This window comes from Clostridioides sp. LIBA-6822, from assembly GCF_056688955.1.
On the sequence record NZ_CP196995.1, the window covers coordinates 2,132,081 to 2,154,511 of the forward strand.

18 protein-coding genes are annotated in these 22,431 nt (G+C 26.6%); 7 read left to right on the forward strand and 11 right to left on the reverse strand.

Annotated elements, in window-relative coordinates:
- Window positions 1-190: 190 nt before the first annotated feature.
- A complete protein-coding gene (locus ACTG48_RS10260; protein WP_479918754.1) occupies window positions 191-1,594 on the reverse strand; it encodes a sensor histidine kinase in 1,404 nt (467 codons plus the stop codon).
- Between the two features lie 388 nt (window positions 1,595-1,982).
- Here ACTG48_RS10260 and ACTG48_RS10265 point away from each other — a divergent pair, with 388 nt between their 5' ends.
- On the forward strand, window positions 1,983-2,843 hold the full coding sequence (locus ACTG48_RS10265) for a YitT family protein (protein ID WP_021384736.1): 861 nt from the start codon (window positions 1,983-1,985) through the stop codon (window positions 2,841-2,843).
- Between the two features lie 122 nt (window positions 2,844-2,965).
- Here the strand turns inward: ACTG48_RS10265 and ACTG48_RS10270 are convergent, their stop codons facing one another.
- Together ACTG48_RS10270 and ACTG48_RS10275 are read right to left on the reverse strand one after the other, a co-directional pair.
- Window positions 2,966-3,520 carry a GNAT family N-acetyltransferase gene (locus ACTG48_RS10270; RefSeq protein ID WP_021384710.1) on the reverse strand — a complete coding sequence of 185 codons (555 nt, stop codon included), beginning with the start codon at window positions 3,518-3,520 and terminating at the stop codon, window positions 2,966-2,968.
- A gap of 189 nt (window positions 3,521-3,709) precedes the next feature.
- Window positions 3,710-4,597, reverse strand: coding sequence for a LysR family transcriptional regulator (locus ACTG48_RS10275; RefSeq protein ID WP_479918755.1), 888 nt, complete (start codon window positions 4,595-4,597; stop codon window positions 3,710-3,712).
- Window positions 4,598-4,715: 118 nt separating this feature from the next.
- On the opposite strand from ACTG48_RS10275, the gene ACTG48_RS10280 reads away from it, so the two are divergent.
- Window positions 4,716-5,915, forward strand: a complete 1,200-nt coding sequence (locus ACTG48_RS10280; protein WP_021384737.1) for a coenzyme F420-0:L-glutamate ligase — start codon at window positions 4,716-4,718, stop codon at window positions 5,913-5,915.
- Window positions 5,916-6,087: 172 nt separating this feature from the next.
- Here ACTG48_RS10280 and ACTG48_RS10285 read toward each other — a convergent pair whose 3' ends face one another.
- From ACTG48_RS10285 to ACTG48_RS10305, 5 genes are all read right to left on the reverse strand, one after another.
- Window positions 6,088-8,643, reverse strand: a complete 2,556-nt coding sequence (locus ACTG48_RS10285; RefSeq protein WP_479918756.1) for an ABC transporter permease — start codon at window positions 8,641-8,643, stop codon at window positions 6,088-6,090.
- Window positions 8,640-9,326 (reverse strand): ABC transporter ATP-binding protein, encoded by a 687-nt coding sequence (locus ACTG48_RS10290; RefSeq protein WP_479918757.1) that lies wholly within the window; start codon window positions 9,324-9,326, stop codon window positions 8,640-8,642. Before ACTG48_RS10290 ends, ACTG48_RS10285 begins: the two co-directional genes overlap by 4 nt.
- A 77-nt stretch (window positions 9,327-9,403) precedes the next feature.
- Window positions 9,404-10,312 carry a sensor histidine kinase gene (locus ACTG48_RS10295; protein WP_021384724.1) on the reverse strand — a complete coding sequence of 303 codons (909 nt, stop codon included), beginning with the start codon at window positions 10,310-10,312 and terminating at the stop codon, window positions 9,404-9,406.
- Between the two features lies 1 nt (window position 10,313).
- The gene (locus ACTG48_RS10300; protein ID WP_021384738.1) at window positions 10,314-10,985 is read right to left on the reverse strand and encodes a response regulator transcription factor; all 672 of its coding nucleotides are present in this window, start codon (window positions 10,983-10,985) and stop codon (window positions 10,314-10,316) included.
- Window positions 10,986-11,095: 110 nt separating this feature from the next.
- Complete coding sequence (locus ACTG48_RS10305) at window positions 11,096-11,740, reverse strand: TetR/AcrR family transcriptional regulator (protein WP_479918758.1); 645 nt, start codon at window positions 11,738-11,740, stop codon at window positions 11,096-11,098.
- A 292-nt stretch (window positions 11,741-12,032) separates the two neighbouring features.
- On the opposite strand from ACTG48_RS10305, the gene ACTG48_RS10310 reads away from it, so the two are divergent.
- From ACTG48_RS10310 to ACTG48_RS10330, 5 genes are all read left to right on the forward strand, one after another.
- Entirely contained in the window at window positions 12,033-13,097 is a 1,065-nt protein-coding gene (locus ACTG48_RS10310; RefSeq protein WP_479918759.1) for a 4Fe-4S dicluster domain-containing protein, read from the forward strand.
- Between the two features lie 158 nt (window positions 13,098-13,255).
- Window positions 13,256-13,951 (forward strand): response regulator transcription factor, encoded by a 696-nt coding sequence (locus ACTG48_RS10315; protein ID WP_479918760.1) that lies wholly within the window; start codon window positions 13,256-13,258, stop codon window positions 13,949-13,951.
- Complete coding sequence (locus tag ACTG48_RS10320) at window positions 13,941-14,972, forward strand: sensor histidine kinase (protein ID WP_021384733.1); 1,032 nt, start codon at window positions 13,941-13,943, stop codon at window positions 14,970-14,972. The genes ACTG48_RS10315 and ACTG48_RS10320 overlap by 11 nt, the downstream gene beginning before the upstream one ends.
- Window positions 14,973-15,053: 81 nt before the next feature.
- Window positions 15,054-15,719 carry an ABC transporter ATP-binding protein gene (locus ACTG48_RS10325; RefSeq protein WP_021384725.1) on the forward strand — a complete coding sequence of 222 codons (666 nt, stop codon included), beginning with the start codon at window positions 15,054-15,056 and terminating at the stop codon, window positions 15,717-15,719.
- Between the two features lie 12 nt (window positions 15,720-15,731).
- A complete protein-coding gene (locus ACTG48_RS10330; RefSeq protein ID WP_479918761.1) occupies window positions 15,732-18,149 on the forward strand; it encodes an FtsX-like permease family protein in 2,418 nt (805 codons plus the stop codon).
- Between the two features lie 61 nt (window positions 18,150-18,210).
- Here the strand turns inward: ACTG48_RS10330 and ACTG48_RS10335 are convergent, their stop codons facing one another.
- The 3 genes from ACTG48_RS10335 to ACTG48_RS10345 form a co-directional block, all read right to left on the reverse strand.
- Window positions 18,211-19,602: a benzoate membrane transport family protein gene (locus ACTG48_RS10335; RefSeq protein WP_021384708.1), complete on the reverse strand. Its 1,392-nt coding sequence runs from the start codon at window positions 19,600-19,602 to the stop codon at window positions 18,211-18,213.
- Between the two features lie 166 nt (window positions 19,603-19,768).
- Window positions 19,769-21,067, reverse strand: coding sequence for an acyl-CoA thioesterase/bile acid-CoA:amino acid N-acyltransferase family protein (locus ACTG48_RS10340; RefSeq protein ID WP_479918762.1), 1,299 nt, complete (start codon window positions 21,065-21,067; stop codon window positions 19,769-19,771).
- A 313-nt stretch (window positions 21,068-21,380) separates the two neighbouring features.
- On the reverse strand, window positions 21,381-22,256 hold the full coding sequence (locus tag ACTG48_RS10345) for a hypothetical protein (RefSeq protein ID WP_021384715.1): 876 nt from the start codon (window positions 22,254-22,256) through the stop codon (window positions 21,381-21,383).
- Window positions 22,257-22,431: the final 175 nt, after the last annotated feature.

Sequence of the window (22,431 nt, forward strand, 5' to 3'; positions counted from 1 at the left end):
CCTACTTCCTTAATTAAACCTAACCTAGATTTAGATTTAATCCAATCTAGGTAGAATCTCTAATACAACTTTTTCTTCTTCTGTTTTCAACTAAACAAAATCCTAAATAAAAAAGATTGATAAGCTATTATATAAACATAATAATCTACCAATCTTAATATATTTTTTAGTTAACCTTAATTAACCTTAACTAAGTAGAAAAACAGATATGAAATGAACTACCTAATCTCAATTCACTTTCAACAGATATATCTCCTCCATGAATTTCAATAATTTGCTTTGTTATTGCCAATCCTAAACCAGTTCCTTCTATTCTTTGCTTTGTATTAGTTCCTCTATAATAACGATTAAATAAATTTGACACTTCTTCTCTTGTCATCCCTTTTCCATTATCTGAAATAATAATTTCAATTTTTTTATTCAATGCTATATGTACAACAACTTTAGTATCCTTATTTCCATATGTAAAAGCGTTAATGATAAGATTGCTAAAAGCACGTTTTAATAGTGTATAATCAAAACTAAAATCAATACTGTCTATATCATTTTTAAATTCAATTATATTTGACTCATACTCTGGGTAGTTTAAAATATCAATGGACAATTCCTTCAAAAACCTTACTAAATCACCAATTTTCTTATTTAAAGGAAGAATTCCATTTTGTAATTGATATGTTAACTTTAAATCACTTATAAGTTTATTTGTATATTCTATATTCTTTAGCATGATTGAAGCGTATTTGTTTATTTTTTCAGATGAATGAGTAATACTACTATCTGTAAGGAGCTCTGCATATCCTTTTATTGGTGAAAGTGGAGTTTTTAAATCATGAGTTATATTTGAAATCCATTCTTCTCGCATAATATCAGTTTTCTTTTGTATCTCGTCACTTTTATGAATTTCTTCATTTAGAAGATTTAAACTATCATATACATCTGCAAAAACTCCTTTAATCTTGATTGGAAAGTAGCTTCTTTTTGCAATATCACTAACAGAAGCTGTAATATTTGAAATACACTTTGTTACCCAATAGCTGTAAGCAATTCCAAAAACCAAAATCATTAAAAATATAATCCCTATGATTGAAAATATAATTGACTTCCCACCTATAAACTTAGTTCCATCAAAAAACATATTCACTTTAGATATATTTAAAGGAAAATGTATAATATAAATAAAATCATTTTTGTTATTTGTAATAGTATTAAAGTAAACAGTGCCATCACTAGAATTATTTTGCTTAGCTAATGCTAATAATTCAGAATTCGAATAGTAATTTTTATGCTCTTTTGGCTCTGAAAATCCATAAATTATATTTCCATTAGAATCTAAAATTTGTAACCACAATTTATTTTCTTGAAGCTTTTTTAACCCAGATTGTTTTATTCGTGGTTTATTATCTATAAACACTACTTGTTCATTAAAATCTTCTGTAAATTTTTTAGCCCAATCACTACGTACATACTTCCCATTTGGCTGTTGAATAGTAATAAGGGATAAGAAAATACCTATTACAGTAAAAATTAAACAAAGAAAAATTATGAAAAAAATAAGGTATGAACGGAGTATTATTTTATAGCTAGGTTTATGCATTTAATCAACTCTTTTCTTAAACTTGTATTTTAATTTAAAAACATAACTATCTACATAAATTATATTTACATTACTTCATGTTATCAAGGCAGTTGTTGTATTTAATAAACTCACAAAATATCTACATAGCTTAAATAATATAAAGAAATTCTTCATAGAACTGCCTTTATAGGGGATACTTTATAAAAGAACTAAAAAATTATAACATATAAAAATTTTCACAGGTAAATAACAATACTAATAAGAATATTAAAACACTGTATGAAAATTCACAAATATTAAGAATAGTGAAATACTTGAAATTGCTTATATCAAGAAAATTTATATAATATAAATTGGTCAAATATGTTATAATATTAAATTGTGACAAGTTCATGGAGGTGTTTATATGAAAAAACAAAAGTCGCCAATTTTACTTGAGATGTTTGGTCTATTTTTTGGTTGTATATCAATGAGTATTGGTATAAATATGTTTTTAAAACCACATACAATTGCTCCAGGAGGGCTTAGTGGTCTATCGTTAGTATTAAACAAAGTTACAGGACTTCCAGTATCAGCTATCATGTTAATTATAGGTGTACCATTAGTAATACTTGCTTTTAGAATTATGGGTACAAAAAATTCATTAAAAACGTTATTTGGAACAATCGTGTTTTCTGCTATAGTCCAATTAACAGACCCATTATCGAAGTTAAGATTTACTGATGATTTACTATTATCTGCTATAGCAGGAGGAATCTTAGTTGGTATAGGTTTAGGCATAATGTTTAAGTCAGATGCTTCTACTGGGGGAACAGATTTAATTGCACTCATACTTAGTAAAAAATTCCCAGGAATAAAAGCTACAAAATTTATGTCATGTCTAGATGGAATGGTTGTTATATCTTCTGGTATAGTAAATCGTAGTTTAGAAACTGCACTTTACTCTGGTATAGCACTTTGCATATTAATAAAAATAGCAGATATGATAATTGAAGGATTTGACCATTCAAAAGCATTTTTTATTATTTCTGATGAACCTGAGAGTTTAAGACAGGCTATAACTGAAGAACTTGATAGAGGTCTTACTATTCTTGATGGTAAGGGTGGATACACTAGAGAAAATAAAGAAGTCCTATTAGTTGTGGTTTCTAAAAAACAAGAGCTTTATCTAAAGAGATTGGTTAAAAGAACTGACCCTACTGCATTTGTTATAGTTACAGATGTACATGAAGTTCTTGGAGAAGGATTTAAAAACTTAGAGAATTAATTAAAGTATTAATATTTTAATATATTTTAGTTAAAATAAACTTTATATAAAAAGGCATGGGACCCGCAGTTTCCATGCCTTTTTATTAAAATATATTTTAGAATGTTAAATACCTATACCTATTATTTTCTCAATTCATATTGATAACAAGGAACATTTTTTACAATACTACCAGCATGAATTTTTTTAATGTATTTTCCTGTGCATTTGAATCCTAGTAAATCTAATGATTTTGTAGAATTTTGATTTTCTTCGTATGTTATTGCAATAATTTTATTTAAGCTTAATTCTTTAAATCCATACTGTATTACTCTCTTAGTTATCTCAGTTGCAAAATCATGACCCCAATAGCTTGGGTTGATACATATACCGATTTCTGCTTCTAATGCTTTGGGATTTATATTATTAAACCCCATATTTCCAATAACTTTATTATCTTTTTTATATACTATAGCAAAGTGGCCGATTTTTCCTTTTTTATAAGGATTTAGAAAAAAAGATTTTATAAACTTTCTTGTGTCTTCTAAAGATTTATGCTCATTAAATGGTAAGTGTTTTACTACTACTTTATTTTTATAGCAGTCAAAAAAATCTTCAACATCATCTAATGATGCAGGTCTTAGTATACAGTTTCTAGTTTCTAAGATTTTCATTTGAGGATATTCAGAATCAGACATTTCTAATCCCCCTTTATACATTAATCTAAATATACTGTTCATATTTAAAATACGGTATTAATTATATAAATGTTCTCAAATTAACCTTATTTTTATTTTTAATAAAAACTAGTTTATTATATGAATCTTTCAAACTTACGAATTTATCTCTATTTTTCATATTAATTTACTTGTGATACATACTCTAAATTACATGTTATTTGAAATCATATTTAAAAATTCTTTCGTTGCTAAAGATAAAGATATATCCTTTAGATGGCAGTATCCTATACTTCTCTTAGGTATTGGCTCTTTTATATCCAATTTAAACAATTTTCCGCTTTCTAAATAGTCTATGCTGAATTCTTCTATAACACAAGATACACCTAGATTTATGTACGCAAATTCTAAAAGTAATTCATGAGAACCCAATTCTATGTCTGGATTTAGTTTTATACCTTTTGATAAAAAATATTCATTTACATACAGTCTTGAATTTGCTTTATTTTCCAACATTATTAAAGGCAACGTATTTAATTCTTCTAGTGATATTTTTTGACCTTTGTATTTTATGTAATCATTTGCACATACAAATATATCATGTATTTCAATACATTCAACAATATTTAGTGAGTCATCTTCTATTGGCATATTTATAATTGCTATATCTATATTTCCATCTTTAAGTAAAGATATAAGTTCTCTACTCGTTCTATTTATTGTAGATACATGTATATGTGGATACTTCTTATGAAAAATTTCTAAATATTTTAATAAGAAAAAACGTGCAGCTGTATCCCCTACTCCTATTTTTAGAGAACCATATTCTAATTTTTTAAACTTATTTATTCTATCTTCTCCAGATGCTATTAGCTTTAATGCAGTAGTTACATGTTCACTTAGAATTTTTCCCTCTGGAGTTAATTTTACACCTTTATTATTTCTATAAAACAGTATAGTATCCAATTGTTCTTCTAATTGTTTTATTGACTGACTTACAGCTGGCTGTGACATAAATAATTCTTTGGCAGCAAGAGAAAAACTCTTATTACTTGCAACTGCATTAAAAATCCTATATAGTTCAAGTTTTATATTCATATATAATTACTCCTTATGTCAAATATTAGTATTATTTATTTTACTTATAATCATATTTGAATTATAATATACATGGTACTAATATGACAATATTAATTCTTTAGGAGGATTTTGAATAATGAATAGATTAGTTGGGACTGTTTCAAGAGGGGTTAGAGCGCCTATTATAAGACAGGGAGATGACTTAGTTAAAATAGTTGTTGATTCTGTTTTAAATGCATCAAAAAGTGAAAACTTTGAAGTTAGAGACAAAGATGTAATTGCAGTTACAGAAGCTGTTGTAGCTAGAGCACAGGGAAATTATGCTCACGTTGACAATATTGCAAAAGATGTAAAAGATAAATTTGGAGATGATACTGTTGGTGTTATATTCCCAATTTTAAGTAGAAATCGTTTTGCAATATGTTTAAAAGGAATTGCAAAAGGATGTAGAAAAGTTGTATTAATGTTAAGCTACCCTTCTGATGAAGTTGGAAACCATTTAATAAGTATTGATGAACTTGATGATAAGGGAATAAATCCTTGGTCAGATGTTTTAACAGAGGAAAAATATAGAGAGCTATTTGGCTATAACAAACATACATTTACTGGTGTAGATTATGTTGATTATTATAAGAATTTAATTAAAGATTGTGGTGCAGAAGTAGAAATTATATTTGCCAATAATCCAAAAACTATTCTTGACTATACAACAAGTATTTTAACTTGTGATATACATACAAGACAAAGAACAAAGAGAATTTTAAAGCAAAATGGTGCTAAAAAAGTGTATTCTCTTGATGATATAATGACATCAAGTGTAGATGGTAGTGGGTATAATGACCAATACGGACTTTTAGGTTCAAACAAAGCTACAGAAGAAACAGTAAAATTATTTCCTATAAACTGTGATGAAGTTGTAAACAAAATTCAAGGTGACATAAAAGAAATCACAGGTAAAAATGTAGAAGTAATGGTTTATGGAGATGGAGCTTTTAAAGACCCTGTAGGGAAAATATGGGAGTTAGCTGACCCAGTAGTATCTCCTGCTTATACAAAAGGTCTAGAAGGAACTCCAAATGAAGTAAAATTAAAATATTTAGCAGATAATGATTTTGCTGACTTATCTGGTGATGAATTAAAAGAAGCTATTTCAAAATACATAGTTGAAAAAGATAACAAATCTGATGATTTAACAGGAAATATGGTTTCTCAAGGTACTACTCCAAGAAGATTAACAGACCTTATAGGTTCTTTAGCAGATTTAACATCTGGAAGTGGAGATAAAGGGACTCCTATTATTTACATACAAGGATATTTTGATAATTATACAAAATAATATTTTTTAATGAGATTTTATTTCTCTATATTAGATTTAAAATCTGTTAAAACCTCTTAATTGATATATTTTACTACGTATCAATTAAGAGGTTTATTTAATGACTACAGAAATGACTATAATTAAGATATGTTTGGATTATATAAACATTCTTATTTAAATTTATATAATGCTAACTCTTACTTATTTCTGAAATAATATTATTTTTTAAAATTTGTCTTACTGGAATAATAACTGCAACAATACTAATGACAATATTTAAAACAATCATACCTATATATAGAAAAGTATTTATTTCAAAGATTGGATTTATATATAAATATACGCGTTTTACCATAAAACAAATCATAAATTGTCCAATAATGCTTCCAATTATCATTATAATACTTGCATATAATCCATACAAGAAACCTTCTCTCATCATCATAAGTAAAAACTTATTATCTGTAATACCCATAGCTCTTAAAATTCCAAATTCATGTCTTCTTGAAAAAACTAAGTAACTTACTGTATTTATAATATGGAACAAACTTATTGCAAGAAGTACAAATACAATACCATATATAAATAAAAGTTTTTGATTTAAATAAGTATTATTTTTTTCAATAGCTATAGTATAATCTGTTACAATACATCTCTTTATATTATTTACAACACTTTTTATATTCTCAGATAATTCTACACTGCTACTTTCTTCTGTCTTTTTTATACTTACTGAATTATAATTTTCAATATCGAAGTTATTCTTCATTTGTTCATTTGTCATAACTATATCCATACCATAATCACCAATAAAATACATGTTATTGGCCATTACACGTTTTACAGTAGCAGCAACTACAAACTCTTTTGTTGTATAATCATTCTTATTTTCTTCTTTAAATTTAACAATTTCACCTGTTGGCTTCATTGTTTTTGGTACTTTAACCTTTATCTTATTTCCTGGTTTTATATCAACTGCATCATACATACCAGTTCCATCCATAGGTAATCTAACTATAACTTTATTATTTTTGAGCATATCATCATGATTAATTTTGCCATCTATAACATAAGAATTTAGCCCTTCTAACATTCCATTGTTATATCCATAGATATTTGTTTTTAAGAGATACCCACCTTCACTTTGCTTTGTACAAATACCATTAAAAAAATTCTTTATTCTATAATCTTTTTCAAGAGGTTTGAAGAAGTTTTTCCAAAATAGTTGTTCTTCTTTAATTTGTATAGCTCCAAACAAATACTTCACTGGATAAACTCGGGATACTCCCTCTACCTCATTGAGTCTTGAAATTTTATCTTTAGGTATACCTACGTCAAAATCTGTTGTTTGCATAGTTATTTGATAATCAGAATTTAAACCATCATCAGCTTTCATTGTAAGCTCATTATTATTTTTAGTAAGCTGTATTGAGTAGCTAGAACATAGAAAAATAATCCCACCAAGTGATAATGAAAATAAAATGCCCATAAACATTCCTTTTTTTTGAGTCATGTATTTGTGAGATAATACCTTTGTCATATTAGAATGTCTTACACTTTCTAAACTTCTTTTTTGCTTATTAGTAACTTTAAAATTTTTCATAGATTCTATGCTAGAGTATTTATTCAATTGATGAACAACACGTATAGTAATTAAAATTAACAGTAATAAAATAAATAAGAATCCCAAATAAATAGATTTTTCGCTTATGAAAAACGCTCCTGGAGCAATATCACTACTCAAAAATATATGCGGAAATTGTTCATATATTGTAGAAGCTATTCCAATACCCAAGATACAACCTATAGGAAATCCAATAATAAAAAGTAAAAATAACTCTAAAAATAGTAAGAATAAGAGTTGTTTATTATTGGCACCTAATACTTCTAAAACTCCATATTGTGATATTCTTTGAAGTATTGAAACATGGAAAATACTATATACTGCTGCTGCACCAAATACTCCAACAAGTAAGATAATTGCATTTGTATTTAGCTCTAGATTTTTCAAAAACTCAAATATATTATATTTTTCTATGCCTTTTGGAGGCTTTACTCCAAATTCAATTGATAAATGCCAGTTTACACGAGCGTTTTCTTTTGATATATTGAATTCTTTCATAAATTTAGAGTTTTGCTTATTTATATTTTTACTTTCATCATACTTTACATAAACTAAATAAGAATCATCTTCTTTAGGCTGTGAATAATCATTTACAAATCCTTGCATACCAGTTTTTGGATTTGAAAGATTTGATAAAATACCACATAATTTATAGGTTTTCCCACTTAATTTAACTGTAGTTCCAATCTCTTTTTTTATATTTAAATTATTTAGTGAATATGTGTCAAGTGCTATCTCTCCATCTTTACTAGGGAGACTTCCCTTTAATAATTTCCTACCTGTCATATCTAGATACGATAAATCTGCATTTAAAAATTCTATAATAAAAGGTTCATCTATCTGAGATTTAGTATTTGTAACGCCAAGTTTGTCTATAGTGTATTTTTTTGACTTTTTATTTTCTTTAATCTTTTCTAGTTGTTCCTTATCTACTTTATAGTAAAAATGAAAATCTCCACTATCTTCCCTTATCTTTTCGATTGTACTTTTGTTTGCACTATGAACTAGAGAACCAATACCTGTCAATAGTGCTACTGATAGTACTATACTTAAAACTATAGATATAGATTGTTTTTTATAATGTTTAATATATTGAATTGCAAATTTTATTAAAGACATCATAGTACTCCACCACCATTATTCACGACAATTCCATCTTCAATGTGTATAATTGAATCACATACCTGGGCTATATTTTCATTATGTGTTACCATAATTATCGTTTGGTGAAATTTTGCACTACTTTCTTTTAATAAACATACTACTTCCATTGTAGTTTTACTATCGAGATTTCCTGTTGGTTCATCTGCTAATATAAGCGCAGGTTTATTTGCTAAAGCTCTAGCAATTGCTACTCTTTGCTGTTGTCCACCAGAAAGCTCACTTGGGAACTTTAAACGCTTATCCCAAATTCCCAATGTATTCATCAGCATTTCAATATATTCATGGTCTACATGATTTCCTTTATCTAACGTGACAGGAAGGGCTATATTGTCATAAGTGTTCAGTACTGGTATTAAACTGTAGTTTTGAAATATAAACCCTATATTTCTTCTTCTAAATATTGTTAAATCTTTTTTGCCTATTTTAGATATGTTCTTTCCTTTAATTATTACATCACCTGATGTTGGATTATCTAATCCACCTATAATGTTTAATAATGTACTTTTACCAGAACCAGAAGTTCCAACTATGGCAGTAAATGTAGCTCGTTCAATTTTTATGCTTACTCCATTTAAAGCTTTAACTGTAGTCTCATCTTTTCCATAGTGTTTTACTAAATTATTCGTCACTAATATACTCATTTAATTTCTCCTTTCAGTACAGATATATGTTCTTATAAGATATTGTAAGTGACGATAATTACACTCATCCTACAAAGTTAATTTAAACTCTTACAATTTTGTAAGAAGATACTAAAACAACTTCCGCTTCCCAACTTAGATTCTACTATAATATTCCCATTTTCTTTTTCCAAAATTAATCTTGCAAGATACAGGCCAATTCCTGTTCCATTTTGATTTTCTACATTCTTACTTCTATAAAACCTTTTAAAAACATCATTTAACTCTTTGTTATCAATACCTATTCCTTCATCTTTAATAGTAATTTTAGTATACAATTCCATTTTTATTACAGAGACAGTAATTATGCTGTTTGATGGTGAGTATTTTATTGCATTTTCTAAAACATTTACAATTGCTTCTGTAGTCCATTTTTTATTATGAACCAACTTTATATCTGAAAATGGTTCTAAATTTATCCTTATCTCTTTGGCTTCTGCTTTATTAAAAACAGTACTGATACTTTGAAGTATAGTATCTTTGATTAATAGTTCTTCTGTCTCAAATTTAATGACTCCATCTTCTAATTTAGTCATCTTAAATAGAGATTGTAACAACCAATCAATCTTAAAGGTTTCATTTTTCATCTTTTGTAAAAACTCTTTCTTCTGTGATGTAGAAATATTCATATTCTCTAGAAGTTCACAATAGATAGTTATATTTGAAAGTGGAGTTTTTAATTGATGTGACATATTTGAGATTAGACTTTTAATTGCTTCTTTTTCTAATTTTGACTGTTCTACTTCTATCTCTATCATGTCTTTAACTTTTTTTACTTGGTGAGAAATTTTTGATAATCTTGTATCTTTGGTATCTGAATAAGTAACTTCTTTACCTTCCAATATTTGATTTAACATTAAACTCAATTCATCATATCTATTTTGATTTTTTTTAGTGATTATTATATATATAGCCACTGTGCATACTATAAAAGCCAATACTAACATCCTATTCTACCTCGTTCCATAGATACCCCATTCCATAAGCTGTTTTTATATATTTTGGATTAGATGGGTCATCTTCTACTTTTATCCTAAGTCTTCTTATATTTACAGACACAATATTCTCATCAACATAATTTTCTTCACTATCCCAAATATGATGTAAAATTTGTTCCTTTAATAATATTTGACCTTTATTTTCAATTAGATAACTTAGAAGTTTGTATTCTACAGAGCTAAGCTCTAAATATACTTCATTTTTATATACTCTAAGTAAGTTTTGGTCTAATTTTATTCCATTAGAATATATTATTTTATTATTTGATTTTTTTCTTATTGCTACTTTAACTCTTGCCTTTAATACAGATAAAGAGAATGGTTTTGTAATGTAATCATCAAGCCCTATTTCTAATCCTTTTACTTCGTCAACTTCTGAGTCTCTTGCAGTAAGCATTATAATTGGTATATCTGATTTTTCCCTTATTAGTTTACACACATCAAATCCATTTCCATCTGGAAGATTACAGTCTAAAATTATAAGATCTATATTTTTATTGTTAAATACATGCAATCCTTCTTGTCTTGTATAAGCCTTAAATACATTAAATCCATCACTTTCAAACGCATAAAAAAGACCTTCGTTTAAATTTATATCATCTTCAATAATTAATAAGTTCAATTTTACACTCCTTTAAATTTTTTAGATAAATAATTTACACATTTATTTTGCTAAAAAGACTGTAATTAAATTTGTTTTTTCAAATCTAGTTACAGTCTTATACATTGTATTTACACATTCTTAGAATATTCCCTATAAAACATTTTGATTGATTCTAAATTATCATTAGTTATGATAGGTACACCACTTGCACTTAAACACTCAGATAGAAATTCAATACGCCTGAAATATTTTTCTGCACTATCTTTAAATAATACAGGGTCTAGCCAAATATTAATTAAAATTATAAATACTTCAGATACTTCATCTGGATAATCTGTTTTAAAAATACCTTCATCAATACCTTGTTTTATTAAGCAAGATAATAAAGGAGTTACTTCAATAGTAGATGCGCGTATGTTTTTTATAAAAAAAGCTGGTTTTTTTTGACTGCACATATAATCAATCAATTTTTTTCTTATTTCTGAACTAGATATATGTAAGATAAATTCAGATACTTTTCCTCTAACAGTCAATTTAGGATTGTTTAATATTGACTTTAGATTTTCAACCTCTACTCTTAAACTATTTAATATAATCTCTTCAAACAATATTTCTTTGTCTTTAAAATGATAATACACAGCCTCTTTAGATATATCAAGAGTATCAACGATTTGTTGCATAGTTACATCATCATAATCTTGTTCTTCAAATATTTTCCATGCGACTTCTAATATCTGATTTCTTATTTTATCAGAATATTTATTTCTTGACATATAAATTCACTTCTTTCTTTATAAGTTTATACTAATCATTAGTATATTAATTATAATAAGATTCTTTACAATATGTCAACACACTCCATTTAAAGACAACAAAACGTATCTGCTCCTAAATTTTTTAATATTAATATAATTTCCTTATAAAAATATTATAATCAATTATATAGTTATACATTCCTCAATTTAATTACACTTAAATTGAAAATACAACGTTGTTCTTATATAATTAAATTATACAACAATAATGATATATTTTTTAAGTATATTTTTACTAGGGGGAATAGAGATGAAAAGGGTTGATGAAAGAAATACTATGTTTGCAAGAGCAAACTATAAAAAGGATAGTACTGCTTATAATGACTATTATAAAAAAAATCCTGAGAAAAAAGAAATTGATGATAGTATAAGAAGTAGACCAAATTTATGTAGTGAAGGTACAATGACTTACAACAAAGTAAACTCTCCAATGGCAAGTAGTGCATTTGATTTTTTATCTGATATAAAATCCTTATGTGAAGGAAAAGTTTCTGACACAAAAGTAGATGTAGATGCAAAATCAATGACAAAAAAAATAAAGGGTCTTGCAAAGCAATATGGAGCTTCTGTAGTTGGTATAACTAAATTAAGAGACTATCATATTTATACAAATAGGGGGAGACATGAAGAAAATTATGGAGAAGAAGTTAATCTAACTCACAAATACGCCATTGTGTTTGGATGTGAGATGGATAAAGAAATGATAAATAGAGCTCCAATGATATGTGAAGTTATAGAAACATCAAAGTGTTATGTAGATGCTTCTATTGTTGGAATGATTTTAAGTTACTATATAAGAAACTTAGGATATGATGCTAGAAACCATATGGATGCTAATTATTTAGTAATGCCTGTTTTTATAGCTCGTGATGCTGGTTTGGGGGATATTGGAAGAAATGCTATACTTACAAATAAAGATTATGGCTCTAGACTTAGATTAGGTGTTGTTACTACAGACATCCCACTTTTAGAAGATGAATATGTTGATTTTGGATTAGAAGATTTTTGCAAGGTCTGTAAAAAATGTTCTTTTAATTGTCCTTCTCATTCACTTTCTAATGATATTAAGATTGGTAATGATGGGAAGTATAATTGGGTAATTGAACATGAGACATGCTATATTAAATGGAGATATTTAGGTACAGATTGTGGTATGTGTATATCTGCTTGTCCATTCAGCCAAAATCTTGAAACTATAAAAAACACCACTTCTTTTAAGGGTAATAATGAGCTTATTGAAAAAGCTTTAGATGAGTATACTTCAAAATTTGGTAAACGAATATTTATACCTGGAAATCCTTCTTGGTTAAAATAATTATATTTAGTCAAGAGTCTGTCCTATGATAAATTCTAGGACAGATTTTTTATTAAACATATAAATTGTTAGATATTTTTTCTTATCTATAACAATTCAGCAATATTTTAGGTTTATAATTAATTTTATAAAATGTCAAACATAAAAGGAGTAAATGTATGGAAAAAATACTGGTGGTGGAAGATGATACTATATTAAATAAAACTCTATCATATAACTTAATTGAAGATGGATATATTATTACTTCAAAATTTACAGCTATCTCTGCATTAAAGTCTATTAATGAATGTAAATTTGACTTAATTATTTTAGATGTAAATTTACCAGATAAAAGTGGATTTGAATTATGTAAAGAAATCAAGGTGAATTTTGATATACCAATAATTTTCTTGACTGCTAATGATATGGAATATGATATGATTAAAGGCTATGAACTTGGAGCTTTAGATTATATAACAAAACCCTTTAATATCAATGTATTTAAACAGAAAGTAAAAGCTCTTTTAAATCATATTAAAACAAAACAAAAACGAGATTACTATAATGATGGATATCTTGAAATTAATTTTTCTGAGTTATCGTCCAATATAAATGGAAATCAAATTATATTTACGCCATTAGAATATCGTACCTTAAAACTGTTTATTGAAAATCCTAAAAATATTTTAACAAGAAAAGTACTTTTAGAAAAGCTCTGGGATGTAGATGCTAACTTTGTAGATGAGCACACTTTAACATCTGTTATAAGTAGGATTAGAAGTAAGATTGAAAAGGATAATTTTCAATATATTAAAACAGTATATGGCATGGGGTATATGTGGTTAGGAGAAAAAGGAGAAAGAAATGAATTTTAAAAAACTTTCTTTTAAATCTATTTATTTAATAATTGCCATTAGTATAATTTTTACAGCCATTTTATTTAATGTAGTAATTTATATAATAACTTATGATTTAAAACTCGTTGCCTTGTTATTACTATATACAATAGTGCTTTGTGGATTTATAGCATTAATAGTATTTTTACTTCATAAAAAAATAACTGTGTTTTGTTCTGAAATATGTCACACTTTAGATAATATGATGAATAGTGAAGCTAATACTGAAATTGCATTAGAAGAAGAAACCATTTTATCACGCATCAACCATAAATTAGTTAGAATGTATGAGGTTATTCAAGAAAATCGTCATAATATTGCTATGGAAAAAGCTAATTTACAAGAATTAGTTTCTGATATATCTCATCAAATTAAAACTCCTATTGCAAATTTAAAGATGATTAATACTACCCTACTCAATCAAAGATTTAAAACAGAAATTCAAAATGAATTTTTGATGGATATGGAAGGTCAATTAGATAAGTTAGATTTTTTGGTGCAGTCTATGGTAAAAACATCTAGGCTAGAAACAGGTATAATTACATTATCAAAAAAGAAGAATTTAATTTATGAAACAATTGCTATAGCACTTAGTGGAATTTTATTTGATGCTGAAAAAAAGAATATTGAAGTTACAGTTGATTGTGACCCAGATTTATATCTAATTCATGATAAAAAATGGACTTCTGAAGCTATTTTTAATATATTGGACAATGCTGTAAAATACACTAATTTTAATGGAAAAATACATGTATCTACAGAATGTTGGGTTATGTATACCAAGATAGATATTATTGATAATGGTAAAGGAATATCAGAAAGTCACCAAGCAAAAATCTTTAAAAGGTTTTATCGTGAGGAAGATGTACATGATATAGATGGTATTGGAATAGGTCTATATCTTTCAAGGAAAATTATATCTTTGCAAGGTGGATATATTAAAGTTACATCAGATATTGGAAAAGGCTCTACATTTTCTATATTCTTACCAAATAAATAATTCTTTAAATATTTTATTTGTGATAATTCTGCAACATTTTGATTTTATACTGTTCTTATAAGATATAAAGGAGGTTTTATGATGAGTATTTTACAAGTAATTGATTTAAAGAAATATTATGGTAAAAATTCAAACATTACCAAAGCTCTCGATGGTGTAAGTCTATCTATTGAAAAAGGTGAATTTATCTCTATTGTAGGTACATCTGGAAGTGGTAAATCAACATTATTAAACATGATGGGAGGGTTAGATAATCCTACATCTGGAAAGATTATTATAAGAGGTAAAGAATTATCAAATATGACTGATGAACAACTTACAATTTTTAGACGTAGAAATATAGGTTTTATATTTCAAAATTATAATCTTGTTCCTTTGCTTAATGTATATGAGAATATTATTTTACCAATAGGGTTAGATGGGGAGACCATAGATAAAGATTTTATACATGAAATTATAAGTATGCTTTCTCTGGAAGAAAAACTATATGATATACCAAGTAATCTTTCTGGAGGACAACAACAACGTGTTGCTATAGCTAGAGCACTTGTAACAAAACCTGCTATTATACTAGCAGACGAACCAACAGGTAATCTTGATAGTAAAACGAGTACAGACGTGTTAGCTTTACTGAAAATGACAAGTGAAAAATTCAATCAAACAATTGTAATGATTACTCACAATAATGAAATTGCTCAACTAACTGATAGAATTATTCGCATTGAAGATGGAAAAATTGATAATTAGGAGGTGTAATATATGTTTAAAAATAATAATCGTGCCTTTATAAGAAAAATAGCTTTAAATGATTTAAAAAGTAATAAACTAAAAACATCTCTTTCAGGTATTATTATAATGATTTCTACATGTTTACTGTTAACAGTAGCCTTAGTTTCATATAATAGTTCTGTAGATTTAGTTAATGCATCTCCATATCATGCTATATATAAATCTGTAAATGAAAAATCAAAGAACATACTATATCAAGATAAAAATTTTAGTGATGTAGGGATATACAAGTTACTTGGAAGTAATAAGAAGACAGATTATATGATGTCAACTATTTATGCAGATGACATGGCAATTAAACTTATGAATTTTCAACCATTGAAAGGTACTATGCCTACAACGAAAAATGAAATTGCTATTTCTAAAAAATATTTACAACAACTTGGTTTAAATAAAGATATTGGAGACAGTATCAAATTAAATTATCGTGATAACATAACAAGCAAAGAAATACAAGATAATTTTATTATTGTTGGTCTCTTAGAAAATTATTATCAAGATAAGGCTAAACAATATTATACAGTTGTTTCAAATGAATATTTTAAGAATACAACTTCTACATTTTTACAAAATAAAAGTAGTAGTTTTGATGAGACAAGACCTGATAGTGTAGACATATTAGTCAGATTATCAAAAGAAAATACAAAGAAAGATTCAGCTTCTATTAAGACACAATTAAAAGATATTGGTTTTTCTTTAGGTATTGAAAAATATAATATATATTTAAATGATAAATATATTGAATCAAATTTAATTGATAATGAACAGATTATTACAGTTTTAACAGTTGGAATGGTTATTCTTTTTTCTAGTATTTTTGTTATATATAGTATATTTTATGTTTCAGTTGTTAATTTAGTTCAGATGTATGCGAAGTTGAAATCTTTAGGTATGACTTCTTTTCAGTTAAAAAAGATTATTTCTCTACAAGGAAATATTTTATCGGTTATTTTTATTCCATTAGGTGTCATTACTTCCTGTATAATTACTTACATAATTCAACCATTAGCATGGCAGATGATAGATGATTTATTTATAATCTTAATTTTATCACTAGTAATGTTTTTAACTGTTAGAATTTCTTTACATAAACCAGCTAGAATTATTTCTAAAATATCTGCTATTGAAGCCATGCAATACACAGAAACTAAGGTTAGAAAAAAAATCAAAAATTTTAATTATATAAATATTAAAAATTTAGCATTAAAAAATATTGAATCAAATAGAAAGAAAAACCTAATTGCATTAATTTCATTAAGTATTAGTGGAGTTTTATTTATTTCAATTGCTAATCTTGCTAATTCAATAGATTTCAAAAAACAGTTGTCTCAGCAATTTATATATAACGAAAATTATATTGTAAGCGTTAAAAGCGATAACTTATATGAGCGCATTACACAAATCCAGCAAAATAACCCATTAACAGATTCTCTTAAAAATGAAATTGAATCTATTTATGGAGTAAAAAAAGTAATTGAATCTAAATCAATTAAAGTTAATATTATAGACCCTTACATCAAAGATAAAGATAATAGACAATTTACTACTTTAATTAAAGGTATTACACCTGAACTTTCAAAATCATTTGAAAAATACATTGTCAGTGGAAAAATAGATTATAAAAAACTCAACTCAGATGATTTAATTATAAATAAGTATAGAACGAAATCCTATGGATTAGATTTAAAAGTTGGAGATACAGTTACATTTGATATTTTTAGTGGAAATGATATTATTAAAAAGCAAATGAAGGTCAAAGGAATTATTGACAATTCTAATTCAGGAAATATGTTTTTTACTTCGGATAAGACCTTAGAATCTCTAACACCATATAATACAAATTTAGATTTTTCTATTTTGATAGATAAAAAGTGCTCTAAAGAAGTTGAAGAAAGTTTATTAAACATCATACAGAAAAATTCAAGTTTAATGATTTATTCATATGAGGATGATTATGAAATGATTACTAGAGCATTTCAATATATAGTTATAACTTTATACATTTTTGTTGGTCTAATCTCCTGTTTTGGTATACTAAATATGACCAATATTCTAATAAATAGTGTTTTAATTAGAAAAAAAGAGTTTGCCTTACTTCAAGCTGTTGGAATGACAAAAAAGCAACTTCGAAAGATGCTTTACAGAGAAGGTCTAAACATAAGCATCAAAGCTGTATGTATTTCAAGTTTATTAGGTTATTTGGGTTCAGGCCTACTTTGTACTTTTATAAAAGATGTAATTAGATTAGATTTTATTAATTTTAAATTTTCTATATTTACTATTTTAATTTTTTCATTTGTATTAATTGGTATACAAGTTTTAACAACTGAATTACTTGTGAGAAATATAGAAAAAAAATCACTTACAGAACGCTTACGTTCTCAATAAAAAACAAAAAATATGAGTTGCCATCAGTCTATAAATAGATAATGACAACTCATATTTTACTTTAAATGCTTTTCTTTTTATCTGATATTTCATATACATAGTCTTCTGTTGAATTAATATTTTTTTCTCTTCTCTTTTTAGAATCAATTAAAACAAAATACAGTATAAAACCTACAACAAGTCCCCATGTTCCTCCTTTAGCAGCAATTACACCTCCCATAAGTCCAATCAATCCTTTCTCTACACCAGTATCACATAGTTCCATTGATAACTTTGTACATAAATAACCTTGAACTAAAAGTGTGACTGATAATGCTAATGGTATAAGAGGAGTAGCAATCTGTGCAATTGGGTAAAAACATATAAAAATAGCTGAAACCCATACTAATGTACCCATGCCACTAAAAATAGACTGCATCGCTTCTTTTCCAACCTTATACCTTTGAGCAACACTTCCAGTAAGTGTTGCAGCCAATGGGCCACACATTGGTATATATGGAGAAATAACTGCCATAATAATGTTTCTTATACCACTTATAACATTAGACCTATTTGAATTGAAATCTATATATTCATCTTTTCTATTTTCACTTTCAGAGAGTACTAAGTTTTCACCTGTTATGAAATCACCAAATGCAATTATGTATATCATAAAAGCCATTGGTAACCCTTGTATAAATAGCATCATGCTCGGAAAACCTATTCCAAAAGGAGACACTGTATTTATAAGTTTTTTTAAGTCTACTATATAAATTATATTATCAAAGCTAAGATTAGGAATTCCTATTTCCTTACTAAATATACCTACGATTAAACTCACTAAAATGGCTGATACTACTCCATATTCTCCTAAATGAAATAAAAATTTATTCTTAACTTTTAGAGTATCAAATCTTTCAGAAAACATTACAAAACATGCAACTAATATTCCTACTGTTATAGCTATTGGGTAAGAATCAAATCTACCTTTAGGGCTAAATTCTGATATTACAGTAGATATACCAACCCCCATTAGTATCCCACCTTTAATAGAATTTGGTATTTTACTAACTAATTTACCAGCTACACCAGTTAATCCCATCAAAATAAATATAATTCCTAAATCTATTTGCAAAGCTGTCAATGCTTGTATTCTTTCAATACCTATGTTGAACTTTAACAAATATGCAGTTGTAAGAGTTATAGAAGCTGTAATCCAACCAGGTACAACTGGGTCTCCCATAAATACATGTAAACAGTATAATATAGAGTTGATTATAGCCATACTCCATGCTACTTCATAAGGCAATCCCAAAATTTGCGTACTAAGGCCAATAGTTCCTAAACTCGTCATACTTGATATTATTCCTTGAATAGCTTCTGGTTTCTCAAATCTGTAATGTATAAATGGAATTCGTATTTTGAACATTCCAAATTTTATATGGGGTTGCTCTCTTCTAGTGAGTCTTTCCATAACTTCACTCCACCTTTCAATAACTCTTATAAATTTACAACCTTATAATTGTTTATAAATTATCAATGTCGTTAAAACTAGTATATAACATGCAAATTACATAAACAATAAATTAAATTTATAAAATTGATAGATTTTGTGCATATATGGAAAGCCATATATATTTTTAGTTGTTTATATTACTTAATATAGGTTCTTTATAAAACTCAATAGTTCTTTTCCATGATTCAAACTGTCCTTCTGTATTTCCTTCTATAGTCCCACCTGAAGAAAAGATTCCTCCACCCATATTTACACATAATGTCTCTCGTAGAGGTATAATATATGGAATTGGTAATGGATGTCCCATATTATTATATGTTAATAATTCTACTTTATATGGATAATTATTTTCTTCAAGTATTTCTAATGCATCCAAACAAGCATCATAACTATTCCATATATTATCTTTTTTCCCAGCAATCATAAGTATATCTGCTTTAGAATTTTCTATTTTTATTCTAGCATTTTCTTTATTATCTGCCCTTTCAAAACTTTTCTTATAAGTACTAGCAAATCCAAAAGGAATTCCTTTTGATATATCTTTTTCCTGCTCTTCAAAAAATATATCATTATCTACATTGATATATGGAATTGGTTCTCCTTTATATGACCATGATGAAGTATCCTTTCCATTCAGCATTCCATTAAGAGCTTGAAAACAATAAGTATGAGGTTGTGATACTACCACTTTTTTTATTTGTTCATATCTTGAAGCAAGTAAAAGTCCTAATTCTCCACCCTTTGATGTTCCATGTACAAAGATTTCTTTAGTATTAGTAATTTCATTTTCACTAATCCACTTAAATACTTTTTCAAAATATTCTAATGGAACTTCTTCTAACTTATCTGGTAACCCTTCTAAGGCAAAGTATGCAACTGTTAGTACATTGAATCCTCTAGATGCAAGTGGAGCGGCTAAAAAGTCTAAAGCATCTAAACTCCCATCAGAACCGCCTAACATTAAAATTGTTTTATTATTAGAGTTTTGTTTATGAAATAACTTTCCTATAAATTCATCAGATATGTATTTTGTGGTAATATCTTCTGCTTTAAATAATCTCTTCAATTCAACTTCTTTTCTTTCAGTAGTAGTTTCAAATATCATATTCATGATTATTGGTTTATCAATAGATATATTTTCTGCAAAACTTTTACCTTCAGTTTTAGATTTTTCCAGCGAATAAATTAATCCCATACAGTCAGCCTTTTTATAAGTGCCTTCTATAGGTTTAACAGAATCTAAATCTATCTCTCCTTTTTCGTTTGAATAAAATACTCCATAAGATGAGAATTCTTCTCCCTTACACCATGGAAATTCCATTTTCATACTCACTTTGAGTTTAGTATTTGGTGTTAAATCTGAAACCATAATCTTAAGTCTTTCATCTACAAATGATTCTAAATTGTATACATTTATTTTCATAATTCATTTCTCCTTATAATAATTATTTGTTATTTGCATATTTAAAATATTTTATTCAATACAATATGAATCATTAAAATTAAGACATCATATTGACTATTTTATTATACCAATCTACTTTCATTTTGTCAATATGATGTCTTTTACTTTCAATTTAAATTATGTCTGACATACTACTTTTGTTTAAAATTAGCACAAATAAAAACCACTCTTTTTAAAGAATGGTTTTTGATAAATGTTATTTTTTATTTATAAGTTTATTTCTTAATTTAAATTTATATAATTTGATGTTTTTATTTAATATTTAATAAAATTATGCATTTGCAAAAGTATATATAGCATTAATTCTTGCTATATATAAATTCTCATCACTGCATCCAATATATTTAGCATATTTTTCTATCTTTTCTTTTGCATTTTCAACATCACTTTCATCACTCTCCATTAACTCATTTATATAAAGGTCCATTAATGAGGCTTTATAATTTTTTATATCATAACCTAAAAATTCAGTTAATCTCTCAATTTCCTTACTAAAATCTCCATCTTCTTTTACCAAGAATTCGTATACATCTTCTCTATATGGATTTAAAGTTATTATTTGTTTTACAACCTTACATTCGTCAGCCTTCCCAATAAAACCATCTTTATAATTATTAAATAATGCATTAGATTTTTTTATAGACTCTTCATCAATATAAGAATGTACTTCAGTTACTCTATTTTCTATAAGAGCATCCACGACAGCATAATGAATTTTAAAACAATCATTATATAAATAATTACTCATTTTTTTTACGGTTGATTCGATTTCCAAAAAACTAGCATGACCATTTTTTTTATTTTTATTTGGAATAATAAAAGTTTTATTCAAATTATTAAAAAGTCTCTTAAAATCCAAGTATTTTTCGCAATAAACACTTTTAAAGGTATCGATATCTATAGTTATAATTCCAAAACTTACTATAGTTTCAATGCCTTTCTTAAAAGATTCCTCTATATATTTTTCTCCTAAGTTTAACCCTCTATCTGATATTTGTTTTAGGTTTTGAAAATTATTTAAACAATCCCTCTCAAAGTTTTTAGAAATTTCTAAAGCGTATAGTTTAAAGATTTTCCTTATCTTATTATAATTATTTTTCGTATCATCAAATCTGATAATAGCTCCATTTACATCAAAAGTAATCATTGAGTTTTAACCTCCCCATTAGTTTCATCAATAAAATAAATTTAATATAAACTTTATAATCATAATATTAAACTTATTTATACTATAATTATTAATTTGATGATAAAAGCTATTTTCCTTCTAAATAAAAAATTTGTCTAAAGTTTTTAAAAAAATTAGACAAATCTTAGATTAT

What these genes read in the sequence shown, in the direction of transcription:
- ACTG48_RS10335 (WP_021384708.1), bottom strand. Translation starts at nt 19,602, where the DNA reads ATGGAAAGACTCACTAGAAGAGAGCAACCCCATATAAAATTTGGAATG.
- ACTG48_RS10330 (WP_479918761.1), top strand. Translation starts at nt 15,732, where the DNA reads ATGTTTAAAAATAATAATCGTGCCTTTATAAGAAAAATAGCTTTAAAT.
- ACTG48_RS10270 (WP_021384710.1), bottom strand. Translation starts at nt 3,520, where the DNA reads ATGTCTGATTCTGAATATCCTCAAATGAAAATCTTAGAAACTAGAAAC.
- ACTG48_RS10280 (WP_021384737.1), top strand. Translation starts at nt 4,716, where the DNA reads ATGAATAGATTAGTTGGGACTGTTTCAAGAGGGGTTAGAGCGCCTATT.
- ACTG48_RS10310 (WP_479918759.1), top strand. Translation starts at nt 12,033, where the DNA reads ATGAAAAGGGTTGATGAAAGAAATACTATGTTTGCAAGAGCAAACTAT.
- ACTG48_RS10345 (WP_021384715.1), bottom strand. Translation starts at nt 22,256, where the DNA reads ATGATTACTTTTGATGTAAATGGAGCTATTATCAGATTTGATGATACG.
- ACTG48_RS10340 (WP_479918762.1), bottom strand. Translation starts at nt 21,067, where the DNA reads ATGAAAATAAATGTATACAATTTAGAATCATTTGTAGATGAAAGACTT.
- ACTG48_RS10265 (WP_021384736.1), top strand. Translation starts at nt 1,983, where the DNA reads ATGAAAAAACAAAAGTCGCCAATTTTACTTGAGATGTTTGGTCTATTT.
- ACTG48_RS10260 (WP_479918754.1), bottom strand. Translation starts at nt 1,594, where the DNA reads ATGCATAAACCTAGCTATAAAATAATACTCCGTTCATACCTTATTTTT.
- ACTG48_RS10290 (WP_479918757.1), bottom strand. Translation starts at nt 9,326, where the DNA reads ATGAGTATATTAGTGACGAATAATTTAGTAAAACACTATGGAAAAGAT.
- ACTG48_RS10285 (WP_479918756.1), bottom strand. Translation starts at nt 8,643, where the DNA reads ATGATGTCTTTAATAAAATTTGCAATTCAATATATTAAACATTATAAA.
- ACTG48_RS10295 (WP_021384724.1), bottom strand. Translation starts at nt 10,312, where the DNA reads ATGTTAGTATTGGCTTTTATAGTATGCACAGTGGCTATATATATAATA.
- ACTG48_RS10325 (WP_021384725.1), top strand. Translation starts at nt 15,054, where the DNA reads ATGAGTATTTTACAAGTAATTGATTTAAAGAAATATTATGGTAAAAAT.
- ACTG48_RS10315 (WP_479918760.1), top strand. Translation starts at nt 13,256, where the DNA reads ATGGAAAAAATACTGGTGGTGGAAGATGATACTATATTAAATAAAACT.
- ACTG48_RS10305 (WP_479918758.1), bottom strand. Translation starts at nt 11,740, where the DNA reads ATGTCAAGAAATAAATATTCTGATAAAATAAGAAATCAGATATTAGAA.
- ACTG48_RS10320 (WP_021384733.1), top strand. Translation starts at nt 13,941, where the DNA reads ATGAATTTTAAAAAACTTTCTTTTAAATCTATTTATTTAATAATTGCC.
- ACTG48_RS10275 (WP_479918755.1), bottom strand. Translation starts at nt 4,597, where the DNA reads ATGAATATAAAACTTGAACTATATAGGATTTTTAATGCAGTTGCAAGT.